The organism is Aeromonas sp. 160P (assembly GCF_055193095.1).
Genome location: NZ_JBUXKV010000001.1, coordinates 3,717,177 through 3,743,135, shown reverse-complemented (window position 1 = coordinate 3,743,135; position 25,959 = coordinate 3,717,177). Strand labels below are relative to the sequence as shown.

Sequence of the window (25,959 nt, the reverse complement as noted above, 5' to 3'; positions counted from 1 at the left end):
GGGCTTGCGCATGATACTCAGGTGTCAGCCCGCAACGTGTGAGCATTCGCACTCTGCCGATTGCTGACCCTCTTGTTAGCGGCTATCTGCCGATTTAAATCTGCCGTCATCAAGACGTGCTTGTTGGATACCCTGTTTACGAGGAGCAACAGATAATGTCATCCCCTCACTCATCCCTGTTCGTTCGCTGGCTCTGGCGCCTGGCGTTCATCCTGATCACGGTTGCACTGGTGCTGTTCTTCTCAAAAGGGGCTCAGATCTATCCGGTGGATGCGGCTCAGTTCAATCACGGCGTGCCGGCTATCATGGTGTTACTGGATTCCGAGCTGTTTATGGGGGTGATCACCGTCATTACCCTCTACGTGGTGCTCTATCTGGTCCATCTGTTGTGGCAACTGCATGAAATTGCGGTACATCGTGCCAAATTGTCCGAGTCGGTGCATATCACCCTGGTGTTTGCCTTGTCCCTTTGCGGCCTGTTTATTGACAAGACCTGGTGGGTACTGGCCATCATCATCGCCTTTGCCCGCTGGGATGTGCTGGGCGAGCGGGTGAGCCAGATCATTGGTCATGGCATTCGTCGTGGTCGTCAGCAGGGGGAGACATCATGAAAGAGATACTGCTGCCCTATATCCTGATTGTCTGGCTGCTGGTGAAGTTGAATGTGTTGCCCTGGAACCTCAAGACCGGCTTCTGGAGCACCGCCATTGGTGCCTTGTTGGCGCTTGGCTTGCTGACGACCTCCCGCCATTTGGCACCGGTAGATTTTACCGATTCGGCGACGGTCAAGGCACCCCATGCCGTACTGGGCCCTTTGTTGGGTACCAATCAGTTTCATCAGATAGATCAAATCCACGTTGTTCATAACCAGCAGGTGAAGCGGGGACAGCCCATCTATACCCTCGCCAACTGGGAGAGTGACGGCAAGGCGCAAGCCCTGAGCCACCAGATTACCGCCCAGCAGGCCCAGAGCGTTGCCGAGCTCAGTCAGCAACAGGCGATCCAGTCGCGGCTGACCCTCAATCGCAAGGAGTTGGCGCGGCTGACCCAGCTGGGTAACTACTCCAGCATCCAGAGTCGTGACCAGCTGCAGGCCCAGATCGATGGTGATGTGGCGCAGTTGAGTGCCAGTGAGGCCAAGCTGAAAATCATCGGCTCTCAGGTGTTGAACCTTGAAACCGAGCTGGCGTTGCAGGAGCGCCGCAACGAAGAGAAGGTGATCCGCGCGCCGTTCGACGGCCAGGTGTCGGTGGTCAATCTGGCCAACGGTTCACGCACCGGCAACATGCACCTCTACGACACCTCGCGCAAGTTCCTCGAGTTCCGGATACCGGATCAGAGCTACCGCGCCATTGAGCCGGGCCAGTTTGCCGAGTTCTATGTGGATGCCTATCCGGGGCGGATCTTCCGGGCGCGAGTGCATTCAGTGCGTACCGGTACCGGTGAAGCCCAGCTGACGGCGATGCAAGGGGATCAGCATGTGCGCCAGCATGTGGGCAACAACATGTCCAGCCATGGTCGCACCGTGATCCTCGATATGCTGGAGCCAGATGGTGTGGTGCTGCCCATCGGGGCCACGGGATCGGCCTGGATCTCGGCACACAAGCCGCATCCATTGCTCGGCTTTATTGACATCATCGGTGGGGCGACCGTGCGGCTCAAGGCGATGAAGGCCTATCTGTTCGCCATGTGATTTGCAAAAAAAAAGCCCCTCCGTGAAGGAGGGGCCTGGTCAGGGTAAACGGGCAGGTCAGGTCTGTTTTTCCGAGCGGCCCATGATGAGCCGGAAGAACAACGGGATAAAGAAGATGGCGATAAAGGTGGCCGCCAGCATGCCGCCGATAACCGGCCAGCCAAGGGCGTGACGGCTTGCCGCACCGGCCCCGCTGGAGGTGACCAGCGGCACACAGCCGAGGATGAAGGCCAGCGAAGTCATCACTATGGGGCGAAAACGCAGGCGCGCCGCCTCCAGCGCCGACTCGATGAGGCTCATCCCCTCTTCGTGTTTCATCACTGCGAACTCCACGATCAGGATGGCGTTCTTGGCGGCAAGGCCGACCAGGGTCACCAGCCCGATCTGGAAGTAGACGTTGTTGGTGAGCCCCACCGCCCAGGTGGCGAGCAGGGCGCCGAACAGGGCAAACGGCACCGCGGTGATCACCGCAAACGGTAGGCTCCAGCGTTCATACTGGGCGGCCAGGATGAGGAAGATCATCACGATACCGAAGCCGAATGCAGTGCCAGCGCTGCCTGCGGCGGCTTTCTCCTGATAGGCGGAGCCGGTCCACTCCAGCTTGGCATCGTTGCCCAGCGTGTCGTTGGCGACCACCTCCAGTGCGGCGATGGCCTGACCCGAGCTGTAGCCGGGGGCGGGCTGCGCCATGATCTTGGCGGCCTGGAAGATGTTGAAGCGCTCCACCAGTTCCGGGCCGGTGGCATCACGCACCGTGACCAGACTGCTGAGCGGGATCATCTCCCCCTTGTCGGAGCGGACATAGACGTTGCGGATGTCGCTCTTCTTGGCGCGGTAGTCTGCCTCGGACTGCAACTGCACCCGGTAGGTACGGCCGAACTGGTTGAAGTCGTTGACATAGACCTGACCGAAGGTGGCCTGCATGGTGTCAAACACCGCATTGATCGGCAGCCCCAGTGCCTTGGCCTTTTCGCGATCCAGGTCCAGATAGACCTGAGGGACATTAGCGCGGTAGGTGGTGGTGACGCTGGCAAACTCCGGTCGTTGTTTGGCTGCCTCCAGGAAGCGCTCCACTTCGCCGGAGAAGGCCTGGGCGTTGCCGGTGCCACGGTTCTGCAGATAGGCCTCAAGGCCACCGGTAGTGGACATCCCCTGAATGGGGGGGGGGTTGAAGGAGGCGACAAAGCCATCAGCCAGCCCCATCAGGCTCATGCCTTGGAAGGTCTTGGCCAGCGAGAAGGAGTCTTGTCCGGCACCCTGACGCTCGCTCCAGTCCTTCAGGGTAATGAAGGTCATACCACTGTTGCTGATGATGGCGTTGGAGAGAATGTCAAAGCCCGAGAAGGTGATCACATCCTTCACATTCGGGTTGGCCATGGCAATCTGGTCGAATTTTTCAGCCACTGCCTGGGTACGACTCATGGAGGCGGCATCCGGCAGCATAACGGCGGAGATGAGATAGCCCTGATCTTCGTTCGGTACCAGCTCGCCCGGTACTTTGAGGAAGAGCGCGTAGATGGAGATCAGCAGTACGGCAATGATGCTGAAGGCTACGCCCACCCGGCGGTTGAGGAACGCTACCCCGCGTACGTAGCGGTTGGTCAGCTTGTCAAAACTGTTGTTGAACCAGACGAAGAAGCGGGCCGGTTTGTGGTGCCCCTCTTTGAGCAGTACGGCACACAGGGCTGGGGAGAGGGTCAGTGCCACCAGACCGGAAATAGCGACCGAGACCGCGACTGTGATGGCGAACTGCTTGTACATCACCCCCGTCATGCCACCCATAAAGGCGACTGGCAGGAACACGGCACAGAGCACCAGCACGATGGCGATCACCGGGCCGGAGACCTCCTGCATGGCGAGGATGGCAGCCTCTTTGGGCGAGCACTTCTTCTCGCTCATGATCCGCTCGACGTTTTCGAGCACCACGATGGCGTCATCCACCACGATACCGATGGCGAGCACCATGCCGAACAGGGTCAGCAGGTTGATGGAGAAACCGAGCACCAGCATGCCGGCGAAGGTCCCGATCAGCGACACCGGCACCGCGATACAGGGGATCAGGGTGGCGCGGAAGTTCTGCAGGAACAGGTAGACCACCACGAACACCAGCACGATCGCCTCGAACAGGGTGTGGACTACCTCTTCGATGGAGATCTTCACGAATTCGGTGGTGTCGTAGGGGATCTGGTACTCGATATCCTGCGGGAAGCGCTCCTTGAGTCGCTCCATGGTGGCATGCACCGCATCGGCAACGGCAACGGCGTTGGCGCCCGGTTGCAGATAGGTAGCGATACCGATGGCCGGTTTGCCATTGGCGCGGGCCACCAGATCATAATCCTTGCCACCCAGTTCGACCCGAGCGACATCGCGAACCCGGATCTTGGAACCATCGGGCATGGAGCGGACGATGATGTTCTGGAACTCGGTGACATCCTCAAGGCGCCCCTTGGTCTGCACCGTGTAGGTGAAGTCGATGGGGGCTGTGGTGGGCTGAGCACCGATCTTGCCGGCTGCGAACTGGGTGTTCTGCTCACGGATGGCGCCGATGATATCGCTTGGCGTGAGTTGCAGCTGGGCCAGTCGATCCGGCCGCAACCAGATGCGCATCGCATAGTCGGTACCGCCAAACAATGTGGTATCACCGATGCCGGGAATCCGTTTTAGCTCGTCAATGATGTTGAGCAGGGCGTAGTTCGACAGGTAGGTGGTATCAAATGCCCCGTCCGGGGATTGCAGCGTTACCACCTGCAGGATCGAGGTCGATTTCTTCTTGACCGTGACCCCTTGCTTTTTCACCTCTTCCGGTAGCTGGGCCATGGCGGCCGAGACCCGGTTATTGACGTTGATGGTAGCCTGATCCGGATCTGTGCCGATCTCGAAGTAGACGTTGAGGTTCATCTGACCGTTGGAGGCTGATCCCGACTGCATGTAGATCATGTTTTCTACACCGTTGATCTGCTGCTCTAGCGGTGCAGCAACGGTCTGGGAGATCACCTCCGGGGTTGCGCCCGGATAAAACGCCGTGACCGAGACCACCGGCGGGGTGATCTGGGGATATTGCTCTATGGGGAGTGAGCGCATTGCCGCCAATCCGCCCAGCACGATAATGATCGAAATCACGCTGGCGAAGATGGGGCGCTCAATAAAGAACTTGGAAAACATACGGGCTCCTTACTTGGCCGCAGACTGGCCGATCACCTTGGTGGTGATGGCCTTCATTTCGTCGGCAGAGACAGGTTTGACCACGGCGCCGGGTCGGGCCTTCATCAAGCCTTCGACGATGTAACGATCACCGGGATTGAGGCCACTGTCGATCAGCACGCCCTCGTTGACTACCTGGCCCAGCTTGACTGGCCGAGGGATCACTTTGTTGTCGGCATCCAACACCATCATCATGCGATCAGCCTGAGACTGAACGATGGCACGTTGGGGTACCACGATGGCATTTTTTCGCAGACCAAGATCAATGGTCATCCGGACAAACTGGCCAGGCAGCAGTGCCCCCTCTTTATTGTCGAAGATGGCGCGGGCACGGATGGTGCCGGTCTGGGGATCGACCCGGCTGTCGGAAAAGTTGAGCTTGCCTGCATGGGGATAGAGGGAGCCATCGGCCAGACGAATATGAGTGCGCCAGGTGGTGGCATCTTTGGCTTCAATTACCCCTTTCTTCACCGAGTTCTCGAAGTTGAGGCGATCCTGCTCCGAGTAGGAGAAGTTGACGTAGAGGGGATCAAACTGGGTGATGGTGGTGAGCAGACCATTATCACCGCTGGTAGCGATAAGGCTGCCTTCGGACTGGGAGCTTTTACTTGCCATACCATTAATGGGGGCGGTCACCAGGGTGTAGCCTAGGTTGAGCTCTGCCTCTTTCACCTTGGCCTGCACCGCTTGCAGGCTGGCGATAGCACCTTCGTAATTGGCGATGGTGTCATCATAATCTTTGCGGCTCACCACCTGACGTTTGAACAACGGAATGATGCGGTCCCGATCGGCGCGGGCCTTGTTGAGACGGGCCTGCTCCTGTGCCAGAGAACCCTTGGCCTGCTCCAGCGCCACCTTGTAGGGCTCGGGGTCGATCACAAACAGCTCCTGACCAGCGGTGACCGGCTGACCTTCCACATAGGTGCGCTTAAGCAGGATGCCACTAACCCGGGAGCGCACATCAATCTCGCGAAAACCGGCGGTCTCTCCCACCATCTCGGTGGTGAGCGGCACATCGGTCAGGGTGGCTTCGGCGACCACCACCGGCACGGCAGGCATGGACTGGGCTGTCTGGGTTGCGTCATCGCCGCAGGCACTCAGACCGCCAATCAGCGCCAGGGTCAGCAAGCTGCGTTTGTAATTATTTCGTCCTGCATTAGGCACTTGCATCATCAAACTCCTGTTGGGTCTATCCCGGTGGCTGCGTTCAGCGCGTTGTTCCATACACATCATTAACTTCATGATAAAAAAAACAACTTATTTATTAAGGGAATCAAGGATGATAGGGGGGTAACCTGAACCCAAGCTGCTCGGCATGGCAATTGGGGTTGACGATTGACGAACGATTCATGTCTTTTTCCGAGCCCGGACTAGGTCAGCGGGGATGTTCGGCCCGGGAGAGGGCCGTTAGCAGCAGTGTCACGTCAGGCACTCCTTGCTGCAAAAAGAAGGTGCCCTGAGGCACCTTGTCTGGGTAGGCTGTTTACGCCCTTTTATCGCGGGCAACCGCGAGCCGCTTCACAGTTTGCAAACTCGCAGCGGCTCATTGGTTAACCTTGCGCCGCATCAGGCAAAGCAGGCCCAGATGGGGGCGTGGTCGGAGGGTTTTTCGATGCCGCGCAGTTCGTAGTCGATACCGGTCTCGGTGACCGTGTCCTTGAGGGCGTCGGAGGCCATGATGAGGTCGATGCGCAGGCCGCGGTTCTCGTCAAAGCCCTTGGAGCGGTAGTCAAACCAGGAGAAGCGTTCGCACTCGGTGGGGTTGGCGGCGCGGAAGGTATCGGTGAGGCCGAACCCTTTCAACCGCTCCATCCACTCCCGCTCAATGGGCAGGAAAGAGCACTTGCCATCCCGCAGCCAGCGCTTGCGGTTCGCTTCGCCGATGCCGATGTCGAGATCGGTGGGGGAGATATTCACATCTCCGATCAACACCAGTGGGTCATCCGGGGTGTGGTTGGTCTCCAGATAGCGCTGCAAATCCTCATAGAATTTCTGCTTGGCCGGGAACTTGGTCTCGTGATCCTGGCTTTCTCCCTGCGGGAAGTAGCCATTCATCACCTTGATGAGGGAGCCATCTTCGCGTTCGAAAGTGGCAATGATCATCCGGCGCTGGGCATCGTCGTCATCGGTGGGAAAGCCCTTTTCCACCTTGACCGGCTTCTTCTTGCTCATGATTGCCACCCCGTAGTGGGCCTTCTGGCCGTGAAACTCGACGTGATAGCCCATGGCTTCTACGTCGGCGAGCGGGAAGGCTTCATCGTGTACTTTTATCTCTTGCAGGCCGATCACATCGGGTTGGTGCTTGTCGATGATGGCTTGCAATTGATGAAGGCGTGCGCGCAGGCCGTTGATATTGAAAGAGATGATTTTCATGTTCGGGATGCTCATGTCATTTTTATAAGCCGCTATTGGACTCGGAATCTGCAGTGGATGCAAGTTCCGGGGCACAAGGGCCAGCGCTGAAATAGCGCTGACCCAACCGGCATGTGTATCGAAAATGCCCCCCGCTGACTTAGCGGGTCATCTTCTTGACAAACACCACCACAAACAGTGCCAGCGTAAAGCTGCCGGTGAAGGCTTCGAAGGCGGCGAAAATCCTTGAGAGGCCGACCGGAGTGAAGTCGCCATAGCCCAGGGTGGTGAAGGTCACCACGCTGTAGTAGAGGCATTCGAGCAGGAAAATGGCATTTTGCTCGAAGGGCGCATTGGGTTGATAGATGAGGTACTCGCCCTGAAAGTTCAGGCCAAAGAAGAAGTAAAAAATGCTGCAGATGAAGATAAGCAGCAGGGAGAACAGCACTACCCGCATCGGTGCTTCGCCATAGCCGCAGAACAGATCGACGATCCAGGAGGTGAAGCGCTGGGCCGACCAGAACGGCAGTTGTAGCCGGCGCATGGTGAGCTCCTGCTGGATATAGTTGCCGGACATGGTGAAGATCCCCTGCGCCTCGGAGGCTTTGCGCAGATCCCGGTAGGTCTCTTCCGCCTCCTTGAACCAGATGCGCGCCTGTTTGGGGTCTCGCTCACGTCGCCCCTTGCGATCCTGCATCACCCGTTTGCCGGTTTGCATGTTGTCGAGCCGAGTGTTGTGCCAGCGGATGCCGAGCAGGTTGACGTCATCGAGGGTGGCGCACTGCAGGTTGGCATCGCTCAGATCGGCCTTCATCATGCTGCCCCCTTTCATACGCAGGCCGTAGAGGTGACCACCGCGCAGGTTGGCGCGATAGAGGTTGCACTGCTCCAGCAAAAATCCCTGATCGGACTCCTTGTTGACCAGATTGAGACCCGCCAGATTGGCCCGTGACAGCTGCAGGCCGTGGCAGAGTCCGCCTGCGCGAACGTACTGTTCAAGCGCCTCGGCGGTGTGGGCTTCCTGATGGGTATGGTGGGGATCATGCCAGTGGCAGAGATCGTGCTCGCCAGCCTCTTCACTGCAATGGCGGCCATCGGCCACCAGATAACGGCACATTGCCATCTTCGTTTCCCTCGTGTTGCCGAACTGGTTTCAGCATAGGCGGGGAAAAGGGGGCGTGGTGGCGACTTAGCTGAGCTGGGTAAACTCCTGACGCAGCTTGCGAAAACGCTCCTGCTGGGCCGGGTTGAGGGGGATGCCGTCGAGTACGTCCAGGGTGTCTTTGCACTCGGCGCCAAACTCCGGGCTCTTGCGGTTTTTCTGCATCAGTTGCAGCAACACCTGGATCTTGTTGAGGGCCGCGCCGGTATTGGCGGGGGCGCGGCGCAGGGCCTCACGGAAATGGCCGAGGGCCTGTTCCAGCTCACCGGCCTGATAGGCTTTGATCCCCAGCTCGTTGAGCTGCTGATAGCGCTGGCGCCGCTCCAGCACCGTCTTGTCATCCCGGGTGGCCTGGATGCAGGTGGTGAGCAGCCGATCTTCATCCTCTGCCAGCAGGCTCTGCAGGCTCTCGGCATATTCAAATTCGCCCAGCTGGTAGAGGGCGAGGATGGTTTCGCCGAGCAGGGCGGGGGGCATGGTGGCCGGCTCATCGAGCCAGTTCTGGTTGGCGCGATAGAGCATCTTCTTGCCCTTGAGCAGCTCTCCCAGTGCAATCTGTACCCGTGCCTGACAGATCTGCTCGAACACCGGGTAGTTGAACTCCGACATCATCAGCGAATCGCGGATCCGCGACAGGGCCGAGTTGACCTGTTTTTGCAGGTTGGCGATGTGGTAGCTGTCGTTGCTGTTGAGGGCGTAGAGGGTCAGGGTCTGGATATAGGCCCCCAGATAGTGGGGGGTGCGGTGGATGGAGTTGCGCGACAGGTCGATGAGCGAAAGCAGTACATCTTTGGCCTGGGCATAGTCGTGGCGCTGCAGGCAGACCTCTGCCAGACGGCGGGAGAGCTGTACCGACTGGGGGGAGATATCCACCGCCCGTCTGAGTTCTTGCTGGGCCAGATCGCCATTGCCAAGGGCGAGCAGGGATTCCGCCAACCAGCGATGAGCCTCCACCATCAGCGGCGTATTTTTGATGGTCGCCTGCAGGTGGCTGACCGCCTCTTCATGGAGCCCAAGGGTGTTGCACGCCTTACCAAGGGTTAACCGTGCCCAGCTATTTTCTTGTCCGGCCAGCAGCTGGCGCATCAGGGAGCGGGCCTCCTGCGCCTGATCCAGCTTGAGGTGGGTATCGGCCTGCACGCAGCGGCAGTAGTTGGCAAAACGGGGCACCGCATCGGCCCGCTCGGCGCAGGCGGTGATCAGGGCTGGCAGATTGTTCTCGGCCAGTGCAGTAAAAACCGTGGCCAGGGCGTTGTGCCGGGCGAGGGCGCGTTTGAGGCGAAACGAGAACTGCTCCTGGGAGAAGGGCTTCATCAGGTATTCGTCGGGTTCGGCCTCCAGCGCGCTCAGCACCATGGCGCGGGAGCTGTCGCCGCTCACCATGATCACCACGCTCTGGGGCGGGATCAGGCTCTTGTCGCGCAGACTTTCCAGCAGTTGGCGGCCATTTTCGCCGATCCCCAGATCGTAATCGATGAGATAGATGTCGAAACTGCCCTTCTGGCAGCGGCGTCGCGCGTCCTCGGCAGTATTGGAGTAGGTGATGTTGCTGATACCCAGATTGATCAGCATCGCCTTCATCATCACCTGAAACGAGCGCTGCTCATTGACCATCAGGATGCGTTGGGGTTTGGCTGGGCTCTTTTTTTCTGGCTCTTGTTCAGGTGTCTGCATCTGTCTGGGTCGAGGCGCTGCGGGCTGATGGGAGAAAGTGTGCCACCAAAGCGCCCGAAGAGGCAATTAGCCAAGTTGTCGATTGCGTACGACCTCATGTTCCGGCGCATCCAAACAGAGGGCCCCGCTGACAGGGCTCTCTGTTCACGGGCGTTTTTCTGCCCGCTTCTCTGTCAGTTTTTCGCCAAATAGGGGGCAAATTGCGGGGTGTACTCGGCCTTGAACCCCTGCTCGGTCTTGATGATGAGATAGACCGCCAGCTGGTGCTGCTTGGCAAATTTCAGCGCTTGATCGAGCCCCATCACCATCAGGGCGGTATCGAGGGCGTCGGCCTCCAGCGCGGTCGGGGTGATCACGCTCGCCGAGACCAGCTTGTGGGTGACCGGCTGGCCAGTGGCGGGGTCGATGATATGGGAGTAGCGCTGGCCATCCATCTCGTAGTAGTTGCGATAGCTGCCCGCGGTGCTGAGCGCCATGCCGTTGGGGATGACGATATCGGAAAACGCCCCCGGCTGATCGGAAGGCTCGACGATGGCCACTCTCCACGGCGAGCCCTTGCTGTTGTTGCCCTTGCTGCGCACCGCACCGGCCACTTCGATCAGGTAGTTGTGTACTCCCTTGTGCTCGAGCAGGGCGGCAATCTCGTCGGAGGCGGCCCCTTCGCCGAGGGTGGAGAGGTCGAGATAGAGATCCGGGATCGTTTTTTCGAGCAGGAAGTGATCCCCCTGCGGGGTCAGGGTCAGCTTGTCGATCCCCACCTTGTGGCGGGCGGCGGCGATGGCCGCCTCATCGGGCCGCTTGACCGGGCGTTTGTCCGGGCCAAAGCCCCACAGATTGACCAGAGGCCCGACGGTCACATCCAGCTTGCCATTGGTCAGCTTACCGGCATCAATGCCCTGCTGGACTATGATGGCCATGGCGGGCGGGATGGCAAACGGGGTGTTGGCGGGCCCCTGATTGAAACGGGAGATGAGCGAGCCCGGATCGTAGGTGGAGATCTCCTGGTTCATCCGGGCCAGCAGGCTCTCTACGTCGCTTTTGAGGACGGGCTCCCCACCGGGGTAGCTATCGCTCAGGGTCACCACATAGTAGGTGCCCATGGTCTTGCCCTGAATGCGGGTCTGGGCAGGCGGGGTGGGCTGGCAGCCGGCCAGCGCCAGCAACAGGGTCAGCAGCAGGCCGCGCAGGGCCGCCACGGGGGTCATTGCAATCATCCGGCGCTCTCATCTGGAGAAGGTTCATATCGGGGCGCTAGCTTAGCCAAGGGGCGCCCGTCGGGCGAGCCCTGATGGGGGCAATCGGAGGGAAAAGGGCAGAAAAAATTAAACAGTTTTGAACCTGTGGCGGCAGTGGATCGTATCGTCCATCCAGAGGAGACTGCTCGAAGAGTACGGCACAGTCTGGTGACCTGGCCCGCAGCTTTGGTCAAAAGCCATAGCCGATTGAAGACAATTGAGTAAAATGAAGGTCGATTTAGACGGCATCTTTGCGACGTGCGAACCGCATCCGCCAAGTCGTTGTCATCCATTGCCAATCAAAGGAGAAGATGATGAAAAAGGCGATTACCCTGCTGTTTCTGAGTACCCTGGCTGCCCCCGTGCTGGCGGATGAGTGTGCACTGGTCATCGAAGGCAATGATGCCATGCAGTACAACCTCAAAGAGATGAGCGTTCCTGCTACCTGTAAAGAGGTGACCGTCACCCTGAATCACACCGGCAAGCTGCCTGCTGCCGCCATGGGCCACAACTGGGTGCTGGCCAGCACTGCCGACTATCAGACAGTGGCGACTGCGGGGATGAGTGCGGGGGCCGAAAATGGCTATCTGCCCAAGGATGATCCTCGTGTGCTGGCCCATACCAAGCTGATCGGCGGCGGCGAGAGCAGCAGCGTCACCTTCAAGACCGACGGTCTGGCGGGCAAGGATCTCACCTTCTTCTGCTCCTTCCCTGGCCACTTCGCCATGATGAAGGGCTCCTTCAAAGTCAACTAAGGTTGTGACCGGCATCGAGCCGCTTGCCTGAATAGTAAAAGCCGGGATTGCCCGGCTTTTTCATCTCTGTTGCTGGTGTTTGGCGTAGCGTGGCATGGCTGCACACCGCCGACTTGCGCGCTATTTAGCCTGCAGGGTAAAGAAGGCGATGGCGGTCTTCTTCTGGCATTCGAAGTGAATGCTCTCTTCCCCGGTTACCACCAGCGTCTCGTTGAGGGCCACCTCTTTGCCCTGCACGGTCAGCTGGCCGCTCAGCAGGTGGCAGAGGTAGGTTTTGTCCGCCTCCAGCGTGAGGGTCAGCGGGAAGGGAAGATTCAATACCCGTACGTTGGCGCTGATGCGATCCGGGTGGTAGATAAGGCCGAGATCGGTTACTTCTTTTTTCAGCAACTCGCAGTGGGTCTCTTCATCGCCGCTAAAGTGCGCCGCCTCGAAGGTGGCGTAAGGGTGGCCGTTAAGCACAAAGCCTGCGCCGCTCACCGGCAGCAAAATGCGCTGATAACCGGGAAAAGGGGAGAAGGGACCCGCGCTCTTGATGGGGGCCGAGCTCAGCCGGTAGTCAAAGTCGAGTTTGGCAAGGCTGCTCCCCTTGGGGGAGATGAGGATCTGGCTGCTGGACCCTTGCTGGTTTTTCCAGGGCATCTTCTGGTGGTCAGACTCTTTAATCAGGGTGATCACGGGTATTTCCTCATGATGAAAAAACTCAGGGAGCCGGGAACATCAGCCCCGGCTCCCTGCTCTTTAGCAACGAATAAAAGTGGTATCAGCCCTGGCCATCCAGCGCAGCCAGCCGTGCTTCCATGGCGGCGAGGTGGCTCTTGAGCTCGCTCACCTCCTGCTCCAGCTCGCTCAGGCGGTCGGCGGCAGGGGAGGCATAGGCCGCCGCGGGGGCGGCATCCATCATCGCCTGAATATCCACGTCGCCGCTAAACAGGTGGGCGTAGCGGGATTCCCGCTTACCCGGCTCGCGCGGTAGCTTGACCACGAAGGGGCCCTGTTCGATGAGCTGGGCAAGTGTGGCATCCACCTCGGTGACATCATCGAAGCTGCAGAGGCGGTTGGTGCGCGAGCGCAACTCCCCCGGGGTCTGCGGGCCGCGCAGCAGCAGTTCACAGACGATGCCGAGCTCCCGGGCGCTGAATTTGAGCTCGCCAAATTCGGTGTTGCAGAATCTGTGCTGGTAGCGGGGCACCCGGGCGTTGAAACCGGCGGTGTTGACCACCAGCCGCTTGCGGATCAGCTCGTCTATGACGGCGCGGATATCGAGTTCGGAAAGCTCCAGCACCGGCTCGCGGTTACTCTTCTGGTTGCAGGCGTTCACCAGCGCATTGAGGGAGAGGGGATATTGATCCGGGGTGCAGATCTCTTTTTCAATCAGGCAGCCGATGACACGGGCCTCCAGCGGGCCAAGTACTAACTCCATTTCCTACTCCCTATCACATCGCGATTTCAAGAGCCCCTATCTTAGCCATGGCCCGCGCCACGTCTAGCGTTGCACGCCATTTTTGCGAGGTAATCAGGGGGTTGGCGAAAGGCTCGCCAACCACAGTGGCCGTACACGTCACGGTTGGCCGTGGTAGAAGCGTGCTTTATCGGCATACATGGCTTCGTCTGCCACCCTGCTGAGTTCGCTCAACGGGGTCTGGTCGCAGCTGCTCCAGCCGATGGCAAAGCGCAGCGGAAAGCTGTGCTCCCCATGCTGCACAGTGGTGTTCTGCTGGCTCGCCTCCAGTCTGGCAGCCAACTGTTGACAGGCGAGATGATCCGCCTCCGCCAGCAGCACGAACTCATCGCCGCCGATGCGGAAGATCTGCTCATCCTGACGGCAGAGGGTTCGCAGCTGTTGAGCCATATGATTCAACAGGGCATCGCCGGCTGCGTGACCATATTGATCATTGGTACGCTTGAGGCCGTTGAGATCGAGCATAAAGAGGGCGAGATGGCGCTCGGGATGGCGTGCCAGCACCGCCTGATAGTGCTGAAATGTCTCTTCGAATGCTTGCCGGTTGGGCAGACCGGTGAGGTTGTCGGTGCGGGCGACCCGCGCCAGCTCATCGGTGAACAGGCGTCCCTCGATGCCCACCGCCAGCTGTTTGACAAAAAGCCGCAGGATAGCTCGGTCTTCGGTTTCAAGTCCCTGTGCACTGACCATCAGATAGCCAAATCTGACACCGCTCTGACTGCCTGGCAGGGTCATGATCTTCCAACGCTCCTGCTGCCACAAACATTCGGAATGTTTGGCATCCTCATCCATCAGCTGGGCCAGTTTTTCCTGAAAAATTCCGCGCATGGCGATATCAACCCCCTGGGTCAGGGAGTAATTCTCTTGCCCGTCCTGGCGGATCACCAGTCCCCAGCTGTGTCCGGGATAGAGCTCGGAGATCTGCAGCAGGGCTGAGCTGGCCAGCTCGGCGATATCCAAATCCAGCTGCTGATGCAGGCCAAACTGCAGCCAGGATTGCAGGATATGGCGGCTGCGCGCTTCCCGGCTCAGGGCCAAGCGCAGCGCTGTGGTCTGCGCGGCGACCTCTTGCTCCAGCTCGTCGTTGAATCCGACCAGCCGCTGGTTGAAGGTCTCCTTCTCGCTATTGGCGAGCTGCAGCTGCTGGTTCTGCTGATAGAGCGCTCGCACTTGAGCGGAGATGGTGTAGGCCATCTCCTGCAGCAGTTGGCGCACCTCGTCATACTCGACAAAGCGCAGCGGTGCTTGTCGTTGCTGATAGTTGCCCTGGCCATAACTGCGTACCAACGCAGCCAGCGAGCGCAGTGGTCGGGTCAACCAGCGAGTGAGCCAGACACAGCTGATGACCACCAGTAACAACATGACGGCGATGCTGCCGGTCAGCAGTTGCTGGGATTTGTTGAGTTCGCTGACCCTGTCGGCGTTATAGCTGTAAAGGGTGATGGTGGGGCTGAGATCCTTCTCCAACTGGGGCCAGCTGATGACCAGGGGCTGCGCCATCTGGCTCGGTACCCCGTCATTCACCGCCTTGTCACCATGGTGGATGCCTTGGTAGAGACGAGACGCTCCCTGCGAAATCACCAGATACTCGCTTCCCTTGAGATAGGGCTCCAGCAGGTAGGCCATCTGTCGCCAGGGGAGGATAGCCATCACGAAGCCAGAGGGGGTCTGCATCACGCCAGCGCGCTGGTGGTTGCGATAGATGGGGGCCACCAGCGCCAGCCCACCGCTGTGGTCCTGCTCCATGTTGCCGACCAGCACGGGATCATCGACGGGCAGCAGCAGATGCTTGCCCTGTTTGGCCTCACGGGTCTTGCTCCAGGCCATCAGCTGCGGCATCAGGTTGCTCGCTTCGAGGTGAGATGCCTGACCATGGACGTACTCCACCACCTGTCCCTGGTCATTGATCAGATAGGCCGAGGTCAGCAGGCTGTTGGACTTGATGAAGGTGGCCAAAGCCAGCCGGGCATGGCTGGAGAAGAGGAAGTTGTCGAGGGCCTGATGGAGCACCCGATCCTGGCTGAGCTGGTTGATCTGGGTGCCGGTCAGCTCGCTGCGAAAGCGTGCCTCGCGGGTCATGCTGGTGAGGGCCCGTTCCAGTTGTGACTGTTCGCTCTGGGCAATGATCTGGTGCTGGCGGATCAGCAGTACCGTGCTGGCCAGCAAGGCGGGTAGCAACGCAACGGTAAACAGGATGATGATGAGGGCTGGGCCCAGACGAAAGGTGCGGCGATTCATGGTGACGTGACCTGCCGGTATTGTTGATCTGCCAGTTGTTGCATATAGCGGGCAGTTTCGGGGGCGCCGAGCCCCTCCTTGAAGCGCTCGAATCCCTTCTCCATCGCCTGCCAGGCAATAGACATGGCGCTGTCAGAGGGCATGGGAATGGTGGCAGTGAACTGTTCCAGCAGCACTTTTGTCAGCGGGGTAGGGTGGCGGCTAATGGTGGTAAAGGCCTGCTGATTGACCGGCAGCAGTGCCCCCTGTTGATAGATGAACTGCTGGATATTCTGGCGTTGGATAAAGGCCAGCAGTGCCTGGATGGCATCCCGTCGATCCTTCTCCTCCATCGCGCTGCGGGAGGCCGTTATCACATAAGCACCACTCATGGAGTACATGGGGTGTGTTTGCCAGCTGGGCAGCAGGGCAACTCCCAGCTGATCCCCCATGTTTTTCACCAGATCATTGAAGGCCCAGTCCCCGTTGATGAGGTAGGCGCTCTTACCTTCATTAAAGCGGGTGAGGGCGGTGTCATAGTCGCAGTCGGGGTCGATCCATTGCTCGCTGGCAACGGTGCGGTAGGCCTCCAGCGCTTGCACCATGGCCGGGGTATCGAGGGTGATGCGCCCCTTGCTGACTGGTGTACCACCAAAGGTGTGCAAAAATGCGGCGAAATAGTACATGTCGTTATATGGCCAACTGACGGGGTAGACCCCCTTGGCCTTGAGGGCCGGTGTGATGGCGGCCAGTTGCTGCCACCGGGTCACTGGGGCCGATACCAGCGCCTTGTTGTAAAACAGCATCAGATGGTTGCCCTGCATCATGGGCATGCCCCAGCGCCGGGCATCGAGAGTGACATAGTGCAGAGCATTGTTCATCAGTTCGGATGAGAACCACTCATCAGGGATGGGCGATAGCCGCATTTGCTGATAGAGGCCGATAAAATCGGAAGGGACCAGCATCAGGTCGGGCAACCCTTTGGCCTGGGCCGCCAGCAGAATATCTACCTTGATCTTGTCGGGCTCGAACTGGAGTGCCCGGACCCGGTGGCCGCTCTCCTGATTGAAGCGGGCTATCACCTGATCAATGACATAACCGGCCTGCTGGGAATGCCATAACTCCAGCTCCTGAGCTCGCAGAGGGGGGCAGCAAGAGAGCAGGCAAAGCAGCAACAGATGATAAAATGGCCGTTTTTTACGCATGTTATCATCGCCCTTATTGATTGCATCCCAAGGCCAAAATGTAACAAACAACGGATGCTATCGATAGCGCTGCGGGTCAACTAATTGACAGGAATAACAAAAAGCCCGGCTCTTGAGCCGGGCTGGGGGATAAATTGCTTATCCGGGTAATCGTCGAGGCATCTAGTGTGGATGTTGTTTGAGGATGTCGTATATCTCCTCTTTCAGTTTAAGTTTCTGTTTTTTCAGATCCTTCACCTCAGAGCTAAAGTCGCTGGCGTGGTGCTTTTCCAGTTTCTTAATCTCCTCATCCAGGTCGTTATGCAAGTCAAACTTTTTCTGGAAATGGACATCACTGCTCTTCAGTTTAGAGATGAGATCTCTGTACTCCGGGAACATGTAATGGAACCTCCTTGGTTACGCTTGTCTGTGCCTGTAACACCAAGCTACCCCTTAGTGACCGGGATAAATGTGATCACGATCGGATTTAGGGGTAATCATTTGAAGTATTGGGGAGGATTTTTTTAACCTTTTGAATCAAAACAAGATAATTGATTTATCAATCTGAAAGGCGAGCAAAACTGTGCGGCAAGTCACAACCGGGGATGTGCCGGCGTGAGGGGGCAGGGTCAACACTGGGGCCCGTCGGCTGTCTCTTGATCACATCTCTGGATGCCCAAGAGATTGCGTCAGCAGGATGCGACTGCGGCTCTGGTTGGTGAGCAAGGGCGGTGGCGAGCGAGACCAGCCTTCTGGTGCGTCCGAGGTTGTTGAGGTTGGCGTGGCCAAACTGGGCCTGAGCCCATTGTGCAGGGTTGAGTGAGGGGCATATTAGAGCCTTGCTGGGGTGCAGACAGGTTCAGATCACGCAATGGGAGATAAGTTCAAAAAAATCCCCAAGCGATGCTCGGGGATTTTTGTATAGAGAGACAGGCCCGCGGGAGCCCTTGTCCATGTCGCGTTATTAGCGTTTGATCTTCTTGGGGTTGGTGTAGCCCCAGATGGTGTACATGTCCGCCAGCAGGGCGCCGTTGTACTCCTCCAGATCAGCTTGTTTCACTTCGGCCTCACCCTGACGGCCAAACAGCACCACCTCGTCACCGGGTTTCACCCCTTTGAGGTCCGTCACGTCCACCATGATGGTGTTCATGGAGGTTTTGCCGACCACAGGTACTTTCTGGCCCTGGATCAGCACATAAGCTTTGTTGCTGAGCGCCCGGCGGTAGCCATCGGAGTAGCCCAGCGGCAGGTTGGCGAGCCAGGAGTCACGCTTGAGGGTAAAGGTGCGGTCATAACCGACGGTGTTGCCTGCCGCATAGTGGTTGACCGAGGCGACCTGGGTCTTAAACGCCATCACCCGCTTGTACTCGGTGTAGGAGGGGATGGAGTCACCGTAGAGCAGGCCGCCGGGGCGCACCATATCGAAGTAGGCGTCCGGCACTGCCAGGGTGGCGAACGAGTTGGCGGCGTGGATGGTGATCTTGCTGCGATCCAGCTTGCCTGCCTCTAGCAGCCACTGGGAGTCCAGTTTGAACTGGGCCAGCCCCATCTTGACGTCCTCTTTCTCCTCTACCGGGAAGTGGGTCATGATGCCGACCGGAGTGATCCCCTTGAGCTTGAGCATGGCCAGCGCATCCTGCTTGGCATCGGCCAGTCGTAGATCAATGCCGTTGCGGCTCATGCCGGCGGAGTTGAGGGCGACATGCACCGGAATGGTGGTGTGGTGGCGCTGGGCGATATCGGCGATGCCCTGGGCACTCACCAGACTGCCGATCAACTCTTCCATTTTGTAGGGCAGGGCCTGCTCCACTTCGGCCGGGGTGGCGGCACGCACCCGCATCAGCCGGCCGGTAAAGCCCTTCTCGCGGGCGACGCGCGCCTCTTCGTTGCTGGCGATGCCGATGCAGGGGATATTGGCCTTGACCACGGAGGGGACCAGCAGGTCGATGCCATGACCATAGGCGTCGGCCTTCATGATGGCGCAGATCTGCGGGCCCTTGTCACCGAGGCGATCCTTGAGGGTCTGGATATTGTGTTCAAAGGCACCCAGATCCACTTCCAGCCAGGCGTTGCTGGCGGTCTGCTCCTGACCGTTGCGATGATCCGTCGCAAGGGGCAGGTAGGGAGCCGCAACGGCTTGGCCCGCGAGCAGGCCGAAGATCAGGGTAGCCAATAGCGTTTTCTTATGCATGGTGATTCCTTTTTGTTGTTCGCGTTGGATAGTGTGGATGAGAGCGTCAATATTGGCTGTGGTTTCACGACAACCTGTTGTTATTATTATGATCTTTATCACTTTAAACAGGCGCAGACCGATTGCGAGTCTACCGCAACAAGGCATCAGCCGACACTCGTCAGGGGAAGAAAATGGTCAATCTTGAGTTACGTTTGCCACCACCACTGATCTTCCTGCTCTGTGCAGGAACTATGTGGTGGCTAAGGGGAGAGGGGCAACCCGGAGTATGGGTCATGGTACTGATGGCCGCGCTCTTTGTGGCTGGAGCCATCATGGGGTTTGGTGCCCTGCAACGGTTTCGCCACCACCAGACCACGGTCAGCCCCACCAAGCCCCAGCACACCAGCCATCTGGTGACCTGCGGTGTCTATCGCCTCAGCCGTAATCCCATGTATCTGGGGCTGCTCTGCTGGTTGTTGGCCTGGGGTTGTTATCTGGGAGGCATCTGGGTTTGGCTTGGGCCTATCATGCTGGTGGTCTGGCTGACCCGTTTTCAGATCATGCCGGAGGAGCGGTTGCTGCGCGCCCGCTTTGGCGACGAGTATGCTCGCTACTGCCTGCGCGTTCGCCGCTGGTGTTGAGGGGGAGCTGAACGGTAGTTGGTTGGTAATTGAGCTGTAGTTGATAGGGCGTTGAGCGGTAAGAGTGTGTCTCGAGAAAAGTGGTAGCCCCCGAGCCGATTAAGGCCCGGGGGGCAGGTGAGCACTAGAAGTGATCGTTTTTCTCGTCTTTGGTGGGTTCCAGGCTCCAGCCGGTGGCATCGCTGCTGCTGGCAATCTGCCCCTTCTCTTTCCACAGCTTGATCTTGAGGCGCAGGTTGTTGGCCGAGTCGGCGTTCTTCACTGCTTCTTCCTCCTCAATCACCCCTTCCACTACCAGATCGAACAGGGCGCTGTCGAAGGTGACCATGCCGAGGGCTTTGGATTTTTCCATCACCTCTTTGAGACCACCAAATTCACCGCGCTTGATCATGTCGCGGATGGTGTGGGTGCCGAGCATGATCTCCACTGCCGCCCGGCGGCCGCCATCGGTGGTTTTCACCAGTCGCTGGGAGACAAAAGCCTTGAGGTTGTTGCCCAGATCGTTGAGCAGTTGCGGCCGACGCTCCTCGGGGAAGAAGTTGATGATGCGATCCAGCGCCTGGTTGGCGTTGTTGGCGTGCAGGGTCGAGATGGCAAGGTGACCGGTTTCGGAGAAAGCCAGCGCATGTTCCATGGTCTCGCGGTCACGGATTTCACCGATAAGGATCACATCCGGTGCCTGACGCAGGGTGTTTTTCAGCGCGGCGTGGAAGCTGCGGGTATCCACGCCAACTTCCCGCTGGTTGATGATGCTCTTGCGATGGCGATGGACGAACTCCACCGGATCTTCGATGGTGATGATGTGGCCGCCGCTGTTGCGGTTACGGTGGTCGATAAGGGCAGCCAGCGAGGTGGATTTGCCCGAGCCGGTGCCGCCGACAAACAGTACCAGCCCGCGCTTCTCCATGATGGTATCGAGCAGCACGGGTGGCAGTTTCAGGTCTTCAAAGCGCGGGATCTCGGTCTTGATATTACGGGCCACCAGGGAGACTTCGTTACGCTGCTTGAAGATGTTGATCCGGAAACGGCCGATCTGGGGCAGGGAGATAGCAAGGTTCATCTCCAGCTCCTTCTCGAACTGCTGTTTCTGCTCGCCATCCATGATCTCGGCGGCGATCCTGGCCACGTCGCCTGGCGCCAGTGGCGTGTCGTTCAGAGGCCGCATGCCGCCGTGGAATTTGGCGCAGGGAGGGGCTCCGGTTGAGAGATAAAGGTCCGAGCCATCTTGCTGGGCCAGGATCTGTAGCATGTCTCGCAATTCCATTGTTTTGCCTCGTCGATCAAGGAGATGCCATAAGCGGGATGATATTGAGTGTACAGCCTCAGGCGCCGGTCAGTTTCTCGCGAAAGACAAAAAAGACCGCACCGAGAATGCAGAGCCCTGCCCAGAGGTAATCCCATTTCAGATCTTCTTTGAGATAGAAGATAGAGAAGGGAACGAATACGGTGAGGGTGATCACCTCTTGCAGGATTTTCAGCTGGCCTACACTCAGCACGGTGTGGCCGATACGGTTAGCGGGCACTTGTAACAGATATTCGAACAGGGCGATACCCCAGCTCACCAGGGCGGCAATGATCCAGGGTTTATGGTTCATGCTCTTGAGGTGAGCGTACCAGGCGAACGTCATAAAGACGTTGCTGCACAGCAGCAGACCGATGCTGGCGAAAATCGGGTTCATAGGGTTCTCCTTGAAAATCCGGCGCATTTTATCCCTGAACCACGGGTTTTCATACGTGGTGCGGGAGGGTATTTTTAACCAACAGGATCAGGCCGTGCGAGGTATGCGACGGGATGGGCAAGTTAAGCGGGATAGTGTTGTTACTGTTATTTGCCATGCCGGTGCGTGCGGCCCCGACGCTGACGGTGGCCACCGATCTCTGGCCGCCATTTCGCATCCTGCAGCCGGATGGCCAGTTGCAGGGGCTCGATATGGATATCTTGCGCCGGTTGCAACAGGCGAGCGGCATTGAGTTGCAGGTGCGGCGGATGCCGTGGGGCAGGGCGCTCAAGCAGATGCAGACCGGTCAGGTCGATTTGATGATTGGGCTTGCTTATACCGCCGAGCGTGCGCAGTTCATCGACTATCTGCAACCTGCCTACTACCAGTGCTGGCCCGCGTTTTATGGTCAGCCGGTCAATGTGGCACGGATCCACCAATACCGCGATCTGCAGGGGATAAAAGTGGGCTATGTGCTCAACTCCGCCTACTTTGAGCCCTTCAACTCTGACAGTCGTCTCGACAAGCACGGGGTACCCACCGAAGATCAGCTGCTGCGTATGGTGCAGCGCGGTCACCTGCCGCTGATGATCGGCACCGACTGTCAGGTGGACTATGCCCTGAGTCAGGGAAATGCCAACCGGATAGGCAAGGCGGACTATCGCCCCGCCACGCCGGTGACCCTCTATCTGGGGATGAGCAAGCACTCACCTCACCAGTCGTTGCGCCAGCCCTTGCTGGTGGCGCTGCAAAATCTGGTGGCCAGCGGCGAGATAAGCGGGATGGCCAAGCGTTACCAGCCTTGACCTTGGGTGGCAAGCCACTGTTATCATGCCCTTTTCCTGCTTCCCCCTCTTTGCCCCGCGATCGGGTTGGGGATGGAGCCTAGTTATTGTCGGGGATCATCCTTGTACCTCTCCCTTATCGCCCGCCAGCAGCGCTGGCAGCGGCGCTGGCTGTGTGGCCTGACGCTGTTGACCTTGCTGCTGTTTCTCTTCTCCCTCATCTGGGGCGAGTTTGTGCTGCTGCCCTGGCAGCCCCTTGGCGATCTCGAACAGCGCATCCTGCTGGAGCTGCGCCTGCCGCGCGCCCTGTTGGCCTTGCTGGCAGGCGCAGCGCTGGCCTGTGGCGGCGCCGTGCTGCAAGTGATGCTGCACAATCCGGTGGCGGAGCCCGGGCTGCTTGGCGTCTCCAGTGGGGCAGGGCTGGCCGCCATGGTGGCGATGGCGGTGGCCAAATCCCTCGGTCTCTATCTGCCCGGCTGGGGGCTGTCGCTGGCGGCCTTTGGCGGCGCGTTGCTGGTGACCATGCTGCTCATACGGCTGGCGCGCCGGGCCCGGCTCGGCCATGCCCGCCTGCTGCTGTTCGGGGTCGCCATCGGCATTCTCACCAATGCCGCCATGACCTGGCTGATGTACTTTGCCGACGACGGTTCTTTGCGTGAATTCATGTTCTGGATGATGGGCAGCCTCTCTTATGGCAGCCAGCAGTTTGCCTGGTGGTGGCTGGTGTTGCCGCTCACCCTGGGTTGGCTCTGCTGGCAGGGCAAGGCGCTGCAACAGTTGCTGCTGGGGGAGACCCAGGCCCGTCTGATGGGAATGGATGTGGACAAGATGCGGGTGCGGCTGGTGCTGGCGGTCTGCCTGCTGACCGGTGTCGCTGTGTCCCTGTGCGGCGTGATCGGTTTTGTCGGGCTGGTGGTGCCCCACCTGCTGCGGCTGTGCGGCGGCAGCGATCAGCGCTTCTTGCTGCCCGCCTCGGCGCTCGGCGGCGGTGCCCTGCTGCTGGCGGCCGATCTGGTTGCTCGCTCGGTGATCAGTGCTGGCGAGTTGCCCATCGGGGTCATTACCGCCTCGGTGGGTGCGCCGCTCTTTATCTATCTGCTATTGAGGCAAGATACTGATGGTTCTGCATGATTTGGTCGGGGCGCGCAGTCTCCTTATTTACCCGTTGTTGAGGCAAGATGCCGATGTCGCCCGCTGATCCCATGCCTGTTGCTCGTGCTGCGGCCCCGTTGTTGGAGGCGCGTGCGCTCGCCATTGCCGGGCGGCTCTTCCCCCTCGATATCCGCTGGCATGGCGGCCAGCTGGTGGCGCTGCTCGGCCCCAATGGCAGTGGCAAGTCGACCCTGCTCGGTGCGCTGGCGGGGATCTTGCCCGCCGAGGGAAACGTGCTGTTGGGGGGGGAAGTGCTCACTGAACTGAGTTGGCCCGAGCTTGCCAAACGGCGCGCCATGCTGCCCCAGCGCCAGCCCCAGCTGTTTCATATTCCGGTATTTCAGGTGTTGAGCCTGGGGCTCAATGAGGCGGTTGCGCCCGCCAGACAGAACGAGGCGATCAGGGCGCTGTGCGAGGCACTGGAGCTGGAGGCTTTGCTAGCCCGCGACTTCAGTCGGTTGTCGGGGGGCGAGCAGCAGCGGGTGCTGATTGCCCGCACCCTGCTGCAGGTGTGGCCGAGCCTCAACCCGAGCGGCAAGGTGCTGCTGCTGGACGAGCCGCTGGCGGGGCTCGACCTTCATCACCAGCTAGCGCTATTGCGCTTGCTGAAAAAGCTGGCTGGGCAGGGATTGCTGGTAGTGCTCGCCATCCACGATATCAATCTGGCCATCGACTGGGCCGATCGCATCCTCTGCCTGCAACAGGGGGCGGTGGTGCGTGAAGGGGGCGTCGAGTTGGTGGATGAGGCGCTGCTGGAGCAGGTATTCCAGATCCGCACCGACCGTATCGAAGCGGCAGGTCGGGTCTGGTTTATGCCCAGTTTGTAAGTGGGGTGTAGAGGAAAGAGTGCGCGTGTAGGGTCGATTAGCGAAGCGTAATCGGCCGACAGCAAGAAGAAGGGGCCGGTATCAACAATACCGGCCCCTTTGGTTTTATTCGCAGTTCAAGCCTGCTTGCGCAAACGTACCTGTGCAGCTTCGGCCAGCATGGCCAGCAGGGTTTCGGTGTCGCTCCACGACAGGCAGGCATCGGTGATGCTCTGGCCAAAGGTGGCCGCGCAGCCGTTCTCCACATCCTGACGCCCTTCCACCAGGAAGCTCTCGGCCATGATACCGGCGATGCCGGTACGGCCGCGGCGCAGCTGATCGCAGATGTCTTGCGCCACCAGCAGCTGACGACGGTGATCCTTCATGCTGTTGCCGTGGCTGAAATCGACCACCAGACGCTCCGGCAGGCCCACGTCGGCCAGCGCTTCACACGCTTCATCGACACTGGCGGTGTCGTAGTTGGGCCGGTGGCCGCCACGCAAGATCACATGACCAAAGGGGTTACCGGCGGTGCGGTAGATGGTCATCTTGCCGTCCTTGTCCGGTGAATAGAAGATGTGGCTGTGACGGGCGGCGCGCACCGCATCGATAGCGATGCGGGTGTTGCCGTCGGTGCCGTTCTTGAAGCCGACCGGGCAGGAGAGAGCCGAAGCCATCTCGCGGTGTACCTGGGATTCGGTAGTACGCGCGCCGATGGCGCCCCAGGTGATGAGATCGCTAATGTACTGGCCGGTCACCATATCGAGGAACTCGGTGGCGGTGGGCATGCCGATCTCGTTGATGTCGACCAGCAGTTTGCGCGCCAGTTTCAGCCCTTCGTTGACGTCGAAGCTGCCATCGAGGCGCGGATCGTTGATCAGCCCTTTCCAGCCGACGATGGTGCGCGGCTTCTCGAAGTAGGTGCGCATCACGATGCAGAGGCTCTCTTTATACTGCTCGCGCAGGGCATTGAGGCGACGGGCATATTCGTGGGCGGCGACGGGATCATGGATGGAGCAGGGGCCGACGATGACCAGCAGGCGCTGATCGTCTCCGGCCAGAATGGCTTCCACTTCGCGACGGGCATCCAGCAGATTCTGGGCAATGGCATCGGTGATTGGAAACGCGTGTGCGAGCTCGCTCGGAGTGATCAGTGACTCCAGGCGACGGGTGCGCAATTCATCTGTGTGAATGGACATACAACTCAAGTCTCGAGTGGGTGGTGTCAGCCGCAAGGGGCGAAAAAGCAAAGAGATAAAATAAAGCAAAAGTCCACCGATTGAAACCTTGGGGGGCTCTGATAGGATGTGAGGCCAAAATTGATTCCAAATGAGGTAGATAGCGTGGCAAAGCCAGGGGCAACCGGGGTCACCCGCATCATCAACGCAACCGGTTACAGCATGAAGGGGCTCAAGTCAGCCTGGATTAACGAGGCAGCGTTCCGGCAGGAGCTGATGTTGATCCTGTTGCTGATGCCGCTGGCCTTCTGGGTTGGCGACACCCTCAACCAGATCCTGCTGCTGGTCGTGATCAGCTGGCTGGTGGTGATCGTCGAGATCCTCAACTCTGCCATCGAGGCGGTGGTCGACCGCATCGGCACCGAGCATCACGAGCTCTCCGGCCGCGCCAAGGATCTCGGCTCTGCCGCCGTCTTCATCGCACTGGCCCTCAATGCGCTGGTATGGGGCGCGCTGGTTGGCCGCAATCTATTGGGCTGGTGGTAAGTCAGGCTTCATTTTCCCTCACCCT

24 protein-coding genes are annotated in these 25,959 nt (G+C 59.2%); 8 read left to right on the top strand and 16 right to left on the bottom strand.

Annotated elements, in window-relative coordinates; translation table 11 throughout:
• Positions 1-155: 155 nt before the first annotated feature.
• Both ACY8FN_RS17380 and ACY8FN_RS17375 read left to right on the top strand, forming a co-directional pair.
• Positions 156-611 carry a hypothetical protein gene (locus ACY8FN_RS17380; protein WP_101346555.1) on the top strand — a complete coding sequence of 152 codons (456 nt, stop codon included), beginning with the start codon at positions 156-158 and terminating at the stop codon, positions 609-611.
• Positions 608-1,693 (top strand): HlyD family secretion protein, encoded by a 1,086-nt coding sequence (locus tag ACY8FN_RS17375; protein ID WP_042018805.1) that lies wholly within the window; start codon positions 608-610, stop codon positions 1,691-1,693. The genes ACY8FN_RS17380 and ACY8FN_RS17375 overlap by 4 nt, the downstream gene beginning before the upstream one ends.
• A 57-nt stretch (positions 1,694-1,750) precedes the next feature.
• Here ACY8FN_RS17375 and ACY8FN_RS17370 read toward each other — a convergent pair whose 3' ends face one another.
• From ACY8FN_RS17370 to ACY8FN_RS17345, 6 genes are all read right to left on the bottom strand, one after another.
• The gene (locus ACY8FN_RS17370) at positions 1,751-4,855 is read right to left on the bottom strand and encodes an efflux RND transporter permease subunit (protein WP_463100714.1); all 3,105 of its coding nucleotides are present in this window, start codon (positions 4,853-4,855) and stop codon (positions 1,751-1,753) included.
• A 9-nt stretch (positions 4,856-4,864) separates the two neighbouring features.
• Complete coding sequence (locus ACY8FN_RS17365) at positions 4,865-6,064, bottom strand: efflux RND transporter periplasmic adaptor subunit (RefSeq protein WP_463101195.1); 1,200 nt, start codon at positions 6,062-6,064, stop codon at positions 4,865-4,867.
• A 396-nt stretch (positions 6,065-6,460) separates the two neighbouring features.
• Positions 6,461-7,267: an exodeoxyribonuclease III gene (xthA, locus tag ACY8FN_RS17360; RefSeq protein ID WP_101324159.1), complete on the bottom strand. Its 807-nt coding sequence runs from the start codon at positions 7,265-7,267 to the stop codon at positions 6,461-6,463.
• 139 nt (positions 7,268-7,406) lie between these two features.
• Positions 7,407-8,369 (bottom strand): ion channel, encoded by a 963-nt coding sequence (locus tag ACY8FN_RS17355; RefSeq protein ID WP_463100713.1) that lies wholly within the window; start codon positions 8,367-8,369, stop codon positions 7,407-7,409.
• A gap of 66 nt (positions 8,370-8,435) precedes the next feature.
• Positions 8,436-10,082, bottom strand: a complete 1,647-nt coding sequence (locus ACY8FN_RS17350; RefSeq protein ID WP_463100712.1) for a response regulator — start codon at positions 10,080-10,082, stop codon at positions 8,436-8,438.
• A 173-nt stretch (positions 10,083-10,255) separates the two neighbouring features.
• Complete coding sequence (locus ACY8FN_RS17345; RefSeq protein WP_463100711.1) at positions 10,256-11,296, bottom strand: FAD:protein FMN transferase; 1,041 nt, start codon at positions 11,294-11,296, stop codon at positions 10,256-10,258.
• A 335-nt stretch (positions 11,297-11,631) separates the two neighbouring features.
• On the opposite strand from ACY8FN_RS17345, the gene azu reads away from it, so the two are divergent.
• Positions 11,632-12,072: an azurin gene (gene azu / locus ACY8FN_RS17340; RefSeq protein ID WP_042018827.1), complete on the top strand. Its 441-nt coding sequence runs from the start codon at positions 11,632-11,634 to the stop codon at positions 12,070-12,072.
• Positions 12,073-12,192: 120 nt separating this feature from the next.
• Here the strand turns inward: azu and ACY8FN_RS17335 are convergent, their stop codons facing one another.
• The 7 genes from ACY8FN_RS17335 to alr all read right to left on the bottom strand — a co-directional run bounded on the left by ACY8FN_RS17335 (position 12,193) and on the right by alr (position 19,126).
• On the bottom strand, positions 12,193-12,750 hold the full coding sequence (locus tag ACY8FN_RS17335) for a HutD family protein (RefSeq protein WP_463100710.1): 558 nt from the start codon (positions 12,748-12,750) through the stop codon (positions 12,193-12,195).
• Positions 12,751-12,835: 85 nt separating this feature from the next.
• The gene (locus ACY8FN_RS17330; protein ID WP_463100709.1) at positions 12,836-13,495 is read right to left on the bottom strand and encodes a YceH family protein; all 660 of its coding nucleotides are present in this window, start codon (positions 13,493-13,495) and stop codon (positions 12,836-12,838) included.
• A 138-nt stretch (positions 13,496-13,633) separates the two neighbouring features.
• Positions 13,634-15,772 carry a GGDEF domain-containing protein gene (locus ACY8FN_RS17325; RefSeq protein WP_463100708.1) on the bottom strand — a complete coding sequence of 713 codons (2,139 nt, stop codon included), beginning with the start codon at positions 15,770-15,772 and terminating at the stop codon, positions 13,634-13,636.
• Positions 15,769-16,956, bottom strand: coding sequence for a sugar ABC transporter substrate-binding protein (locus ACY8FN_RS17320; RefSeq protein ID WP_463100707.1), 1,188 nt, complete (start codon positions 16,954-16,956; stop codon positions 15,769-15,771). The genes ACY8FN_RS17325 and ACY8FN_RS17320 overlap by 4 nt, the downstream gene beginning before the upstream one ends.
• Before the next feature lie 162 nt (positions 16,957-17,118).
• A complete protein-coding gene (locus ACY8FN_RS17315) occupies positions 17,119-17,334 on the bottom strand; it encodes a YdcH family protein (RefSeq protein ID WP_068977520.1) in 216 nt (71 codons plus the stop codon).
• Positions 17,335-17,494: 160 nt separating this feature from the next.
• Positions 17,495-17,767: a transposase DNA-binding-containing protein gene (locus ACY8FN_RS17310; RefSeq protein WP_463101194.1), complete on the bottom strand. Its 273-nt coding sequence runs from the start codon at positions 17,765-17,767 to the stop codon at positions 17,495-17,497.
• 132 nt (positions 17,768-17,899) lie between these two features.
• Positions 17,900-19,126, bottom strand: a complete 1,227-nt coding sequence (gene alr / locus ACY8FN_RS17305) for an alanine racemase (RefSeq protein WP_303843155.1) — start codon at positions 19,124-19,126, stop codon at positions 17,900-17,902.
• Between the two features lie 173 nt (positions 19,127-19,299).
• Between alr and ACY8FN_RS17300 the strand changes: the two genes are divergently transcribed.
• Positions 19,300-19,749, top strand: coding sequence for a methyltransferase family protein (locus ACY8FN_RS17300; RefSeq protein WP_101325196.1), 450 nt, complete (start codon positions 19,300-19,302; stop codon positions 19,747-19,749).
• 124 nt (positions 19,750-19,873) lie between these two features.
• On the opposite strand, the gene tapW is transcribed toward ACY8FN_RS17300, so the two are convergent.
• Positions 19,874-21,013: a type IVa pilus ATPase TapW gene (gene tapW / locus ACY8FN_RS17295; RefSeq protein WP_463100706.1), complete on the bottom strand. Its 1,140-nt coding sequence runs from the start codon at positions 21,011-21,013 to the stop codon at positions 19,874-19,876.
• A gap of 58 nt (positions 21,014-21,071) precedes the next feature.
• Positions 21,072-21,428 carry a DMT family protein gene (locus ACY8FN_RS17290; protein WP_033137992.1) on the bottom strand — a complete coding sequence of 119 codons (357 nt, stop codon included), beginning with the start codon at positions 21,426-21,428 and terminating at the stop codon, positions 21,072-21,074.
• Between the two features lie 113 nt (positions 21,429-21,541).
• On the opposite strand from ACY8FN_RS17290, the gene ACY8FN_RS17285 reads away from it, so the two are divergent.
• The 3 genes from ACY8FN_RS17285 (at position 21,542) to ACY8FN_RS17275 (ending at position 24,231) form a co-directional block, all read left to right on the top strand.
• On the top strand, positions 21,542-22,273 hold the full coding sequence (locus ACY8FN_RS17285) for a substrate-binding periplasmic protein (protein WP_463100705.1): 732 nt from the start codon (positions 21,542-21,544) through the stop codon (positions 22,271-22,273).
• A 102-nt stretch (positions 22,274-22,375) separates the two neighbouring features.
• A complete protein-coding gene (gene btuC / locus ACY8FN_RS17280) occupies positions 22,376-23,383 on the top strand; it encodes a vitamin B12 ABC transporter permease BtuC (RefSeq protein ID WP_463100704.1) in 1,008 nt (335 codons plus the stop codon).
• Between the two features lie 53 nt (positions 23,384-23,436).
• A complete protein-coding gene (locus ACY8FN_RS17275; RefSeq protein WP_463101193.1) occupies positions 23,437-24,231 on the top strand; it encodes an ATP-binding cassette domain-containing protein in 795 nt (264 codons plus the stop codon).
• Between the two features lie 116 nt (positions 24,232-24,347).
• On the opposite strand, the gene ACY8FN_RS17270 is transcribed toward ACY8FN_RS17275, so the two are convergent.
• Positions 24,348-25,409: a 3-deoxy-7-phosphoheptulonate synthase gene (locus tag ACY8FN_RS17270; RefSeq protein ID WP_463100703.1), complete on the bottom strand. Its 1,062-nt coding sequence runs from the start codon at positions 25,407-25,409 to the stop codon at positions 24,348-24,350.
• 144 nt (positions 25,410-25,553) lie between these two features.
• Between ACY8FN_RS17270 and ACY8FN_RS17265 the strand changes: the two genes are divergently transcribed.
• Positions 25,554-25,934, top strand: a complete 381-nt coding sequence (locus ACY8FN_RS17265; protein ID WP_463100702.1) for a diacylglycerol kinase — start codon at positions 25,554-25,556, stop codon at positions 25,932-25,934.
• The last annotated feature ends 25 nt before the right edge of the window (positions 25,935-25,959 follow it).